Here is a 12,257-nt window from a genome sequence, read left to right as displayed (position 1 = left end):
ACGGCCTTGCGGGTGCGGCGGCGCGGCTTGGCGGGGGCCTCGTCGGCCGTCACACCCTCGGCCGTGTCGAGCGCGGTCTCGGCGGCGGCCGCCTCGACGGGCGCCTCGGCTGCCTCCACCGACTTGCGGGTCCGGCGGCGACGCGGCTTGGGCGCCTCCTCGGCCGACTCGGCGGGGGAGCCCGCGACGCTCTCGGTCACGGCCTCGGCCGACGTGCTTCCGACCGTCTCGGCCACGGCCTCGGCAGCGGGGTTCGCTCCGCCACGGGTGCGGCGGCGACGGCGGGGCGTACGGCTCTCGGCCTCGACCTCGCTGGAACCGGCACCCGTACCCGGCGCCCCCGCGGACTCCGACGGCTTCGTGACGGCCGCGGCCTCCGGGGACACTCCGTCCAGGGTGGCTCCACCGCGCGTACGGCGGCGCCGACGAGGCGTACGCGCCGGGCGCTCACGCTCGCGCTCGGCGGACGAGGACGGGGCGGAGGAACGCCCGCCACGACCGCGCGGACCACGCCCGCCCGGCTCGCCCAGGTCCTCCAGCTCCTCGGCGTCCAGGCCGGCCCGGGTGCGCTCGGAGCGCGGCAGGACACCCTTCGTGCCCGCCGGGATGCTCAGCTCCTCGAAGAGGTGCGGGGAGGTGGAGTACGTCTCCGGCGGGTCGTTGAACCCGAGGTCCAGCGCCTTGTTGATGAGCTGCCAGCGCGGGATGTCGTCCCAGTCGACGAGGGTGATCGCGATGCCCTTGGCGCCCGCGCGGCCCGTACGGCCGATGCGGTGCAGGTACGTCTTCTCGTCCTCGGGGGACTGGTAATTGATGACGTGGGTGACACCCTCGACGTCGATGCCGCGGGCGGCGACGTCGGTGCAGACGAGGACGTCCACCTTGCCGTTGCGGAAGGCACGCAGGGCCTGCTCGCGGGCGCCCTGGCCGAGGTCGCCGTGGACCGCGCCGGAGGCGAAGCCCCGCTGCTTGAGCTGGTCGGCGAGATCGGCCGCGGTGCGCTTCGTACGGCAGAAGACCATGACCAGTCCCCGGCCGTCGGCCTGCAGTATGCGCGAGACGATCTCGGGCTTGTCCATGTTGTGCGCGCGGTAGATGTGCTGCGCGGTGTTCCGGACCGTCGCGCCCTCGTCGTCCGGCGACGTGGCGCTGATGTGGGTCGGCTGGGACATGTACCGGCGGGCCAGACCGATGACCGCGCCCGGCATGGTCGCCGAGAACAGCATCGTCTGGCGGCGGGCCGGAAGCATGTTGATGATCTTCTCGACGTCGGGCAGGAAGCCCAGGTCGAGCATCTCGTCGGCCTCGTCGAGGACCAGGCACTTGACGTGCTTCAGGTTCAGCTTCTTCTGGCCCGCGAGGTCGAGGAGCCGCCCGGGGGTGCCGATGACGACGTCGACGCCCTTCTTCAGGGCCTCGACCTGGGGCTCGTAGGCGCGGCCGCCGTAGATCGCGGTGACGCGTACGTTGCGCACCTTGCCGGCGGTCAGCAGGTCGTTGGTGACCTGGGTGCACAGCTCGCGCGTGGGGACGACGACGAGCGCCTGCGGCGAGTCGACGAGGTCCTCGGGCTTGGCGCGGCCGGCCTCGACGTCGGCGGGGACGACGACGCGCTCCAGGAGGGGAAGGCCGAAGCCCAGCGTCTTGCCGGTGCCGGTCTTGGCCTGGCCGATGATGTCGGTGCCGGTGAGGGCGACCGGGAGCGTCATCTCCTGGATGGGGAAGGGGTTGATGATGCCGACGGCCTCAAGCGCCTCGGCGGTCTCGGGAAAGATTCCGAGATCTCGGAAAGTCGTAGTCAGGGTGCTGCCTCTTCTGTGTACGCGGTGTGAGGCGAGCGCGGGGGTCGTGTCGGACCGTGCCGGGGACGTCGGCCGCCTCACGGGCAAACCGTGTGGCACGGGACCACTGCCGACGCTCTAGCGCTCATACCGCTGAGGGGTTCCCTCCGGACGCCGTACGCGAAGTGCCGTACGGAGAAGGAGGGCTGTCGGGTCGGAGCCGATCGGGCCACCGACCGGGCATCCTCATGCGTGCGGCCTGTCGAGATACGGTCGAACGATCGAGCTACGTCGACGTACCAGCAGGCGCATTACCACCATACCCCGGAATCGCGCATATGCGATGGCCGATTTGGTCACGTAGTGGTTGTCACACTGAAGGCCACGCGAAATGACCGGGCCCTTCCGCCCCGCGCGGAGCGGGCTATTGTGCGCTTCATGACCACGTCTGACAAGCCTGAGAACGCCACCGGCGGCGAGTCCGCCGACGCCGCCGACACCGCCGAGGTCACCGGGATCGCCGCCCAGGACTGGGCCCGGGCCTCCGCCGACCCGCAGTACCGCGCGGCGGTGGTGGATCTGCTGGGGGCGCTGGCGTACGGGGAGCTGGCGGCGTTCGAACGGCTCGCGGAGGACGCGAAGCTGGCGCCGACCCTCGTCGACAAGGCGGAGCTGGCGAAGATGGCGGCGGCCGAGTTCCACCACTTCGAGCGGCTCGCCGGGCGTCTCACCGAGATCGGGGAGGAGCCGACGCGGGCCATGGAACCCTTCGTCGACGCGCTCGACGGCTTCCACCGCCAGACCGCGCCGTCGGACTGGCTGGAGGGGCTCGTCAAGGCGTACGTCGGCGACTCGATCGCCAGTGACTTCTACCGGGAGGTCGCGGCGCACCTCGACTCGGACACGCGCGGCCTGGTGCTCGCCGTGCTCGACGACACGGGGCACGCCGGCTTCGCCGTGGAGAAGGTGCGGGCCGCGATCGACGAGGACCCGCGTGTGGGCGGCCGACTGGCGCTGTGGGCACGGAGGTTGATGGGGGAGGCCCTGTCACAGTCGCAGCGTGTGGTGGCGGACCGGGACGCCCTGTCCACGATGCTCGTGGGCGGTGTGGCCGACGGGTTCGATCTGGCCGAGGTGGGGCGGATGTTCTCCCGGATCACCGAGGCGCACACGAAGCGGATGGCCGCGCTGGGCCTGGCCGCGTGAGCGTGTGAGCGCGGCTGTGTGAGCAGGAGGGTATGAGCCACGGCCGGGTGAGCAGGGCCGGCCGTGAGCGCCTAGCTGTCGTGGGGTGCGGTGTCGTCCGGTGGGTGCGGGTCCGGTCGGGGCCGGTCGCGCGGGTTCCCGCGCCCCGGGGCGGACGGCTTCGACGCGGTCAGGGAGCCTTCGTCCCGCGCTGTGTTCCGCTCAGGCGGTCGCCGAGCTGCTGCGTCGAAAGCGTTCCGTCGGGCGCAGCAGCAGGGACAGGGAGGCCGCCGCCACGACCAGCGCGCCGGTGAGGATCAGCGGGAAGTTCGCCGAGCCCAGTGCCGTGTGCGTCAGGAAGGCACCGAAGAGGGCGCCCGCGGTGCCGGTCGGGAGGACCAGGGCGCGGGACGGCAGGCGATGGGACAGACGGTAGACGGCGGCACAGGCCAGAGCGAAACCGAGGAGTGCGGATCCGAGTGCTTCCAAGAACATGATCGGGTTCCCTCCCACATGGCCTGGCCTGGGCAGATCGTTCGTAGCCGGTACTACCCGCGCGCCGTCGCGCGCAATCATCGCCCGCCCCCGCGATGTGCCCGTTCCGCGGTGCTCGGCCGGTGCGAGCCACGCGCCACGGACGTACGGAGGGGCCCGGTGGTTTTCACACCACCGGGCCCCTCCGTACGTCTATCCGTGCCTCGTGACTACAGCGCGCTGAAGCCCACCTTGCGGACGGCCGACTCGCCGATGTCGACGTAGGCGAGACGGTCGGCCGGGATCAGCACCTTGCGGCCGTGCTCGTCCGTGAGGCTCAGCAGCGCCGACTTGCCGGTGAGCGCCTCGGCCACGGCACGCTCGACCTCCTCGGCAGTCTGCCCGCTCTCCAGAACGATCTCGCGGGGCGCGTGCTGCACGCCGATCTTGACCTCCACGGCTATGTCCCTCCGACGGTCAGTGAAGTGCGCGGGCTTCCGCGCCGTACCCAGCACACATTAGCCCGGTGAGGGGACGTGCACGCTCCGCCCGAGAACGCCAGGAGCGAACAGAACGCGGGAATCCTGACCTACGGTCCCGAACGGTGTTCCCGCTCGCCGTGCTCGATCCCCGTGCTCGAAGGGGCTCGCCGGGGCCGGTCGACGGGCGTGGTCGACGGGCATGGTCGACGGGCATGGTCGACGGGGCGCCGACGAGGTCGTCGATCAGTGCTGGTCGATGCCGTGCAGGGGGAAACCGGCGATACCGCGCCAGGCCAGCGAGGCCAGCAGCTGGACCGCCTGCTCGCGCGGGACGCTGCGGTCGCTGTGCAGCCAGGAACGTGCCACCACCTGGGAGAGACCGCCCAGCCCCGAGGCCAGCAGCATCGACTCCGCGCGCGAGAGACCGGTGTCCTCGGCGATGACGTCGCAGATGGCTTCGGCGCACTCGTTGGTGACCTTGTCGACGCGCTCGCGCACGGCGGGCTCGTTCGTCAGGTCCGACTCGAAGACCAGCCGGAAGGCGCCGCCCTCGTCCTCGACGTACGCGAAGTACGCGTCCATCGTGGCCCGGACACGCTGCTTGTTGTCCGTCGTCGACGCGAGCGCGCCGCGCACGGACTGGATGAGCGACTCGCAGTGCTGGTCCAGCAGCGCCAGATAGAGGTCGAGCTTGCCGGGGAAGTGCTGGTAGAGCACCGGCTTGCTCACTCCGGCGCGCTCGGCGATGTCGTCCATCGCGGCGGAGTGGTAGCCCTGGGCCACGAAGACTTCCTGGGCGGCGCCCAGCAACTGGTTCCGTCGGGCTCGGCGGGGCAGTCGTGTGCCTCGCGGGCGCGCCGCCTCTGTCTGCTCGATGGCTGTCACGCCGCCTCCCAAGATCGTCCACATGCGGGTGTGCGCCGCGCCGCCATCGTACTTTTCGGTAACCCCGGTGTGCGCGGTGAGAGCGCAGAATTTCACGGACCGGACGGCGGGGAAAGTGCCGCGGACCACGCCAAACAGGGGCATGGCGGGCAGGAGGAAGCCCTTTCTCGCCACCTGTCGTCGTCCCTGGTGGGGATCGGGTTACCGGTAGTCGTCCTCGTCGAGCGAGACGACGCGGGCCTGTTCCGCCAGATCGGCCTCGCTGGCGGCGCCCGGGTCGGCGTCGGTCAGTGGGTCGTCCCGGTCCGGGGCGATGTCCTTGTGCTGCTCGGCGGCATCGGCCTCCGGGGCCTCGACGTCGTCGAACTCCGTGGAGTCCTCCTCGATGAAGGTGTCGGGATCGGTCGGATCGACGCCCATGTTGGGTCCCCTTCCTGCTGTGCCCTGCTGCCGCTCCTGGTCTGCCCCGGTGCCGTCGGAACATTCCCTGGGCGGCCGGGTCACGTACGGGTGCCCTGTTCGCGAGCCTGGATGCCCTGTGTACGAGCCTAGGAGAAGGGCGACCGTGGCGCTACGCGATCAGGGGCGGCCTCGGCGTGCGCCGGGCGAGGAGCGTCGACGGCCCGCCGCCGGGGTGGGGACGTGGGCCTCCGGGGCAGTGCCCTGTGCACGGCGAGGGCGCTCTGGGTCATGATTCATGCGCGGCGAGGGCGCTCTGGGTCATGATTCATGCGCGGCGAGGGCTCTTGGGGCCGTGAGCCGTGCGCGGCGAGGGCTTTCGCGGGCCGGGGCCCACATGGCGGGGGCTTCTCTGACCAAGGCCCCGCACACATGGCTGATTTAGTCCGGACCTGTGACGGCGAACACATGAGTCACTGTGTGATCATCTCGTAACATTGCCCGCATGTCTTCGACCGAGCTGCCCTCCCTGCTGACCGCCACCGCATCGCCGAAGGCGAGTGCCGTGCGGGTGGCGCCCGGCGAGAGGATGAGATCGGTCCGGCTGCCGGGGATCACGCTGGCGGTACGGTCGAGGCCGCCGGCGCGCGAGGGGCTGCCGCCCGCCCTGTACGTGCACGGCCTGGGCGGCTCCTCGCAGAACTGGTCCGCGCTGATGCCGCTGCTCGACGGGCTCGTGGACGGCGAGGCGATCGACCTGCCCGGATTCGGCGACTCGCCGCCACCGGACGACGGCAACTACTCCGTCACGGGGCACGCGCGCGCGGTCATCCGCCACCTCGACGCGGCCGGACGCGGCCCCGTGCACCTCTTCGGCAACTCCCTCGGCGGCGCGATCGCGACCCGTGTCGCCGCCCTCCGCCCCGATCTCGTCCGCACCCTGACCCTGGTGTCGCCCGCCCTGCCGGAACTGCGCGTGCAGCGGACCGCCGTGCCGACCGCGATGCTCGCGCTGCCGGGCATGTCGGCCCTCTTCACCCGCTTCACCAAGGGCTGGACCGCCGAGCAGCGCGTACGGGGCGTCACGGCGCTCTGTTACGGCGACCCCGGCCGCGTCACGGACGAGGGTTTCCGCAACGCCGTCGAGGAGATGGAGCGGCGCCTCCAACTGCCGTACATGTGGGACGCGTTGACGCGTTCCGCCCGTGGGCTCGTGGACGCCTACACCCTGGGCGGGCAGCACTCGCTCTGGCGTCAGGCGGAGCGCGTCCTCGCCCCGACCCTCCTTGTCTACGGTCGCCGCGACCAGCTGGTCGGCTATCGCATGGCCCAGCGCGCCGCCCGAGCCTTCCGCGACTCGCGCCTCGTCTGTCTGCCGGACGCGGGGCACGTGGCGATGATGGAGTACCCGGACGCCGTGGCCGCCGCGTTCCGTGAACTGCTCGCGGACGCCGCGGAGTCAGGTGGTGGGGCGGACTCGGGGAAGAGGGGCTTCGGCGTGACGGGTTCCGGCGCGCCAGGGTCGGGGGCGGAGATCTGGGAGCCGGCCGCCGGTACCGGACCGGTCGCCGACGAGCCTCCACCGGGCTCTCCCGGCGGGGGGAGCTGAGGCGCGGCGTGGGACGGCACAGCCGCAAGGGGCGGGCGCCGAAAGGCGACACGAACGAGACAAGGACGGCCCGGACGGCGACTTCCGCCGGATCGGGCGACGGCGCACCGGCCGCGCGGCGCGCATCGGGTACGCAGGGGGGCTCAGGGGTTCAAGGGGTCCGGGGGGTGGACGGCCCCGCCGTTCCGGCCGCCGGAAGCGCTCCGGCTGCGGCGTCACCGGCGCAGGCAGGTGCGCGGCCATCGGCCGGCCCGTTGTCCGCAGGGAGTTACGGTCAGGCAAGCGGCCAGGGGATGCAGGGATTCGCCGGGACTGCGCCCGGGCAGCAGGGCGCTCGTCTTCCTGACGGCACGCCCGCGCACGGCTTTCCCCGCCTGCCCGACGGCGCCCCGGCGCGCGCCGTGCCCCGTTTCGCCGACGGCACTCCGGCGCACGGCTTCCCCCGTCTCCCCGACGGCACGCCCGCGCACGGCTTTCCCCGCCTTTCGGGCGATGCTCCCGTGCACGGCGGTCCGCCGGGCCGTGGTGGGCATCCCGAGCAGCGTGAAGCCGGGGGCGGCTGGGGGCACTTGGGTGGTGACGGGCGCCGGACGGGTGCCGGGCACGGCGTGTCGCACGGGGCTCCCGCGGGGGGTCCGTATGGTGTGCCGGGCGAGGCGTCACCCACCGGCGCCCCGTACGGCGAACCTCCGGAGCGTTCCGGTCGCCGTATCCCCATTCCCCGGCAGCGGCAGGAGACCATGCCTCCCGGTGGCCCCCGCCAGGCATATCTGGACGCCTTCGACGACGTCGAAGACGCCTTCGTACCCGGTCGGACACCTCGCGCCGCGTCGGATGCCGCCGCCGACGGCCGGACCGGGACGGCTCTCCAGGAGACGCCGCTGCGAGAGGGGACGCGGGAGCAGCCGCTGGGGCGGGCGGAGTCGGGAGAGCGGCCTCAGCGCGAGGGGTCCGAGGTCGGGGAGACGGCCAGGAGCGGCAAGGCGCGGGCGTTCGCCGGCATCGCGGCCGCCGCGGTCACGACCGTGCTGGCCGTCGTCGTGGGCGGGCAGATGGCCGCCGGACAGGACGACGCCGCTCCGCAGCCGCAGGCCGCCGACGCCGGCGAACGCGATGTGCGCGGCGCCTCACGCAGCGACAACCGGCCCACGCCGTCCGGTGCGCCGAGCCCGAGCGTGACCCCGTTGTCGTACGACCAGAAGATGGGCGCCACCTACGCGCTCGCGGCGGACCTGGAGGGCGGCGGGAAGTTCGAGGCGGTCAGAGGCTTCGACAAGGCGCCGGGGAAGGGGCAGAAGTACCGCTACCGCGTCGACGTGGAGAAGGGACTCGGCCTGGACCCCGAGCTGTTCGCCGAGGCGGTGCAGAAGACCCTGAACGACGAGCGGAGCTGGTCCCACAGCGGCGGCCGCACGTTCGAACGGATCTCCTCGGGCACACCCGACTTCGTGATCACGCTGGCCAGCCCGGGCACCACGGCGACCTGGTGCGCCAAGTCGGGCCTCGATACGACCGTCGACAACGTCTCCTGTGATTCGGCCGCCACCGAACGCGTGATGATCAACGCCTACCGCTGGGCCCAGGGCTCGAAGACCTACGGCGACCAGATCCACGCGTACCGGCAGATGCTGATCAATCACGAGATCGGTCACCGCCTCGGCTACAGCCATGTGACCTGCGACAAGGACGGGGAACTCGCCCCCGTCATGCAGCAGCAGAGCAAGTTCCTGACCTATGACGGCATCACGTGCAAAGCCAACCCCTGGCCCTATCCCGGTAGGTGACGGGGCGCGCGGGGCGACCCCGGGTCGCCTGACGCGGCGTGATCGAGTGATCCCCTAGCGCGACAAAACGCGTCCCGCTAGGGAAAGTTACGACCGTTCACCCCTTTTGGTGGTGCGACGGACAACCGTCCGTCGCACCCCCGCCTCGTCCGCATACGTTCGTCCCGCTGCGAGCCGTCGGGTGAACGGCGGCTTCTCAAACGGGAGATCGGGGGTGCACGCGTGCGCATCGGACTGCTTACGGAGGGTGGCTATCCGTATGTGAGCGGTGACGCCAGGCTCTGGTGCGACCGACTCGTACGTGGGCTGGCGCGACACGAGTTCGACATCTACGCGCTCAGCCGGAGCGAGCGGCAGGAGGACGAGGGCTGGATCCCGCTGCCGTCCCAGGTCAGCCGCGTTCGTACGGCGCCGTTGTGGACCGCCGAGGACGACGGGATCGTCCATGGGCGCCGGGCCCGGAGGCGCTTCGCCGAGGCGTACGGCGAACTGGTGTCCGCGGTGTGCTCGGGAAGCGTGGGCGGAGCCGACGGGGCGGATGGGGGCCGTGAAGGTCGCGGGGCCGGTGCGCTCGTTGGGCTTGGAGGGATCGGAGGCCTGGGGGAGGCTTCCGGTGGCGGGGCCGCCGCTGAGGCGGACCGTTTCGGCAACGCGCTGTACGGGCTCGCCGAGCTGGGCCGTGAGGAAGGCGGACTGGTCGGCGCGCTGCGCTCCGAGAGCGCCGTGACCACGCTGGAGCGCGCTTGTCGCGCGCCGGGCGCTCTGCGCGGGGCGCGCGAGGCCCGCGTACCGGATCTGCTCACGGTCGCCGCACACCTCGAACGCGCCCTGCGCCCTCTCTCGCTCGACTGGTACGAGGACGACGGACTCGGCTCGGTCGACCTGTGTCACGCGACCGCCGGTGGCTCGGCCGCGCTTCCCGGGCTGCTGGCCCGGTACTTCCACGGGGTGCCGCTGCTGGTCACCGAGTACGGCGTGCCGCTGCGGGCGCACTACCTCGGGGCTTCGGGGCAAGCGCCGGTGCGCGCCCTGCTCGCCGCCTTCCACCGGCGGCTGACCACCGAGGTCTACCGGCAGGCAGCCTGCCTCACCCCCGGGAACACCCATGCCCGGCGCTGGCAGGAGCGCTGCGGCGCCGACCGGGCCAGGATCAGGACGGTCTACCCCGGCATGGACGCCGCCCGCTTCGCGGAGGTGGGCGAGTCGCCGGAGTACGCGGATCCGTACACCCTCGTCTGGGTCGGCCGCATCGAGCCCGCCAAGGACCTGATCTCGCTGCTGCACGCCTTCGCCGAGATCCGCCGGGCGGAGCCGAAGGCACGGCTCAGGATCATCGGAGCGGCAACGGGGTCCGAGGCCACCGCCTATCTGGGTCACTGCAGAGCCCTGGCCGCGCAGGTCTTCCCCGACGAGGCGGACGGCGTCCACGCGGTCGGTGCCAACCCCGTCTCCTTCGAGGAGATCGGCGACCCTGCCGTCCCCGATGTGGCCCGGGCCTACGCGGCGGGTGCCGTGGTCGTGCTGTCCAGCGTCGTCGAGGGCTTCCCGATCAGCCTCGTCGAGGCCATGTTCTGCGCCCGGCCGACGGTCTCCACCGACGTGGGCGCGGTCGTGGAGGTCATCGGCGGCACGGGCCTCGTCGTTCCTCCGCGCAATCCGCGGGCGCTGGCCGAAGCGTGTGTGGCGCTGCTGCGGGAACCCCAGCGCCGTGCGCGCCTGGGCGCAGCCGCCCGCGCACGCGCTCTCGAACTCTTCACGGTGGAACAGAACGTCGAGGCATTTCGTGGCATCTACCTGGACGTCGTCTCCCAGGCCCCGGTGCGCAAGGTCGTCCTCGACAGGACCGGTGAACCACTGCCCTTCGGAGCCCCCGCCGAGGCTCGGGTACCCGGCCGCTGGACCGACTCCCGACTGGTGACGGGCGGCCTCGGTGTCGCCGGGGTGGCCGGCGTGGCCGGCGTGGCCGGGGGCGCGGGCGTCTCGGGGGGCACCGGGGGCACGGGTCGTGGGGCGACCGGCCCCGCACGGCCACGCTGGGCCGTCGACACGCCTGCGGGGGCGTCGACGCCGGTGTCGGGGACCCCGGCGACAGCGACGGGGACGGTGGCATCGGCAGGGGCATCGGCGCCGACGCCGGTCGCGAACCCGACTTCTGCACCTGGCTCGGCACCGGGTGCTCCGTCCACCCCGGCGCAGGGGCCTGCGCCGGTGCCGGCTTCCTCTGCGACACCTGCCGCGACCTCCGCTTCCGCCTCCACCTCCGCTGACGACTGCGCGGCGGCGTCCGCCCGTTCGGCGGCCGACCCGGTCGCGACCGCGGAGAGGTCTCCGGGTACGACCGCAGGGGAGCCCGTGCCTGCGGGGGAGGGCGCGCGATGAGCGAGCTGCGCCTCGACGGACTGGACGGGCTGGACGGATGGGACGGGCGAGAGGGACTTGACGGACCAGAAGGGCTGAACGGCCGGGACGGACGAGACGGAGGGGACGGGCGCGAGGAATTCGATGTGGTCGACGGCGCCGCCGAGTTGGACCGCTCGGGTGTCCAGCCCGGACCCGCGTCCACCCCCCGGCCCGGCGCCGTCGACCCGGTGAAGGCGTTGATGCACCGGCACCGGGACCTCTGCGAGCGGGCGGTGGACCCCTTGGAGATCGCCGCCGGACTGGAGGCCCACGGGGTGACGGACCGTACGGCAGCCCGCTTCCGGCACCGGGACGTGTTCTCCCTCGCCGAAGAGATGTACGCGCGCGTGTCACGGGACGGGGAGGGGATCACGGAGCGTGAGCCGGTGCCGAGCGCGCCCGGAGTGCGTGGTGGCTGGGCCGTGCTCGCCCTCCTGCCCGGCGCCGTGTGCGCAGCGGCCGTCGCCGGCGTGCGTCTCACCGACGGCCAACCCCGTCTCGCGGTCGCCGCCGCCGGCGCACTCGCGGTGGCGCTCGCCCTTCGCGTCGCCCTCGACCGCGGCCCCCTGCGCGCACCATCGGACGCGTCCGGCCGTACCCGCGTCTGGACCGGCTGGCTGGTCGCGTACGCGCTCCTCGGCGACGGTCTGCTCGCCGCCGGACTCGGCGACGGTCCTCATGGCCCCTGGCCCCTGGCCGTCGCGCCGGTGCTCGCGCTCAGTCTGTCCTGCGCCCCCGCCGTCTGGTGCGCCCACCTCCTCGGCGCACGCGCTCGCCGCAAACTCGCCACCAGCCGCGGTCTCGCGGAGTTCGCCGACTCCGTGAAGCCCCTGATCCTCGGCGTGTTCGCGCTCCACCTCTGTGCCCTGACCGCCCTGCTCGCGCTGTGCGCCGAGGCCCTGCACGAGCCCACCGGGTACGCCGGAGCGGGCGCCCTCGGTGTACTTCTCCTCCTCGCTCGCCTCCTCATCGCGCATGGAGCCCTCCAGGCCCCGGTGGTCGCCCTCCGCGCGGCCGCTCTGGCCGAGATGATCGCGCTGGCCACGGTCTTCGGGAGCCGCCTGCCCGGCTGCTCCTTCCTGGCCGTCCCCGTGGAGGCGGTCGTGGCCGCCTGGGGGGCCGGGGCCGTACCTGCCCTCGTGTGCGGCACCGCCGCGCTCGTCCTGCTCGTCCACGCCACCCGCACGCTGACCCGGGCCTCGGCCCACTCCCCGCCCTCCGGGGCGACCTGACGCGCCCCCGGCCCTTCGCCCGGCGG

At 72.7% G+C, this 12,257-nt stretch carries 10 protein-coding genes; 5 read left to right on the top strand and 5 right to left on the bottom strand.

Translation table 11 applies throughout. From position 1 onward, the window contains the following. Positions 1–1,709, bottom strand: a 1,709-nt coding sequence (locus tag ACFU5F_RS02560) for a DEAD/DEAH box helicase (RefSeq protein ID WP_383881043.1), incomplete at its 3' end; no start/stop codon positions are given. Between the two features lie 501 nt (positions 1,710–2,210). On the opposite strand from ACFU5F_RS02560, the gene ACFU5F_RS02555 reads away from it, so the two are divergent. Then, a complete protein-coding gene (locus tag ACFU5F_RS02555; protein ID WP_383880809.1) occupies positions 2,211–2,987 on the top strand; it encodes a ferritin-like fold-containing protein in 777 nt (258 codons plus the stop codon). 201 nt (positions 2,988–3,188) lie between these two features. Here the strand turns inward: ACFU5F_RS02555 and ACFU5F_RS02550 are convergent, their stop codons facing one another. The 4 genes from ACFU5F_RS02550 to ACFU5F_RS02535 all read right to left on the bottom strand — a co-directional run bounded on the left by ACFU5F_RS02550 (position 3,189) and on the right by ACFU5F_RS02535 (position 5,227). Beyond that, on the bottom strand, positions 3,189–3,461 hold the full coding sequence (locus tag ACFU5F_RS02550; protein ID WP_383880806.1) for a hypothetical protein: 273 nt from the start codon (positions 3,459–3,461) through the stop codon (positions 3,189–3,191). A 209-nt stretch (positions 3,462–3,670) separates the two neighbouring features. Then, positions 3,671–3,898 (bottom strand): DUF3107 domain-containing protein, encoded by a 228-nt coding sequence (locus ACFU5F_RS02545; protein ID WP_383880803.1) that lies wholly within the window; start codon positions 3,896–3,898, stop codon positions 3,671–3,673. 267 nt (positions 3,899–4,165) lie between these two features. Continuing rightward, on the bottom strand, positions 4,166–4,807 hold the full coding sequence (locus tag ACFU5F_RS02540) for a TetR/AcrR family transcriptional regulator (protein ID WP_059079265.1): 642 nt from the start codon (positions 4,805–4,807) through the stop codon (positions 4,166–4,168). Positions 4,808–5,008: 201 nt separating this feature from the next. Further along, entirely contained in the window at positions 5,009–5,227 is a 219-nt protein-coding gene (locus ACFU5F_RS02535; RefSeq protein WP_383880800.1) for a hypothetical protein, read from the bottom strand. 484 nt (positions 5,228–5,711) lie between these two features. Here ACFU5F_RS02535 and ACFU5F_RS02530 point away from each other — a divergent pair, with 484 nt between their 5' ends. The 4 genes from ACFU5F_RS02530 to ACFU5F_RS02515 all read left to right on the top strand — a co-directional run bounded on the left by ACFU5F_RS02530 (position 5,712) and on the right by ACFU5F_RS02515 (position 12,231). Then, positions 5,712–6,815: an alpha/beta fold hydrolase gene (locus ACFU5F_RS02530; protein WP_383880797.1), complete on the top strand. Its 1,104-nt coding sequence runs from the start codon at positions 5,712–5,714 to the stop codon at positions 6,813–6,815. A gap of 740 nt (positions 6,816–7,555) precedes the next feature. After that, entirely contained in the window at positions 7,556–8,599 is a 1,044-nt protein-coding gene (locus tag ACFU5F_RS02525) for a DUF3152 domain-containing protein (RefSeq protein WP_383880794.1), read from the top strand. A 222-nt stretch (positions 8,600–8,821) separates the two neighbouring features. Next, complete coding sequence (locus ACFU5F_RS02520; RefSeq protein WP_383880792.1) at positions 8,822–10,978, top strand: DUF3492 domain-containing protein; 2,157 nt, start codon at positions 8,822–8,824, stop codon at positions 10,976–10,978. Continuing rightward, a complete protein-coding gene (locus ACFU5F_RS02515) occupies positions 10,975–12,231 on the top strand; it encodes a hypothetical protein (RefSeq protein ID WP_383880790.1) in 1,257 nt (418 codons plus the stop codon). The genes ACFU5F_RS02520 and ACFU5F_RS02515 overlap by 4 nt, the downstream gene beginning before the upstream one ends. The last annotated feature ends 26 nt before the right edge of the window (positions 12,232–12,257 follow it).

This window comes from Streptomyces sp. NPDC057438, from assembly GCF_042802995.1.
Classification (GTDB): domain Bacteria; phylum Actinomycetota; class Actinomycetes; order Streptomycetales; family Streptomycetaceae; genus Streptomyces.
The sequence above is the reverse complement of the archived record's forward strand: the minus strand, read 5'-3'. Positions and strand labels throughout refer to the sequence as shown.

Excerpts from the sequence above, each read along its gene's own strand:
- ACFU5F_RS02550 (WP_383880806.1), bottom strand. The coding sequence starts at position 3,461 with ATGTTCTTGGAAGCACTCGGATCCGCACTCCTCGGTTTCGCTCTGGCC.
- ACFU5F_RS02515 (WP_383880790.1), top strand. The coding sequence starts at position 10,975 with ATGAGCGAGCTGCGCCTCGACGGACTGGACGGGCTGGACGGATGGGAC.
- ACFU5F_RS02525 (WP_383880794.1), top strand. The coding sequence starts at position 7,556 with ATGCCTCCCGGTGGCCCCCGCCAGGCATATCTGGACGCCTTCGACGAC.
- ACFU5F_RS02535 (WP_383880800.1), bottom strand. The coding sequence starts at position 5,227 with ATGGGCGTCGATCCGACCGATCCCGACACCTTCATCGAGGAGGACTCC.
- ACFU5F_RS02530 (WP_383880797.1), top strand. The coding sequence starts at position 5,712 with ATGTCTTCGACCGAGCTGCCCTCCCTGCTGACCGCCACCGCATCGCCG.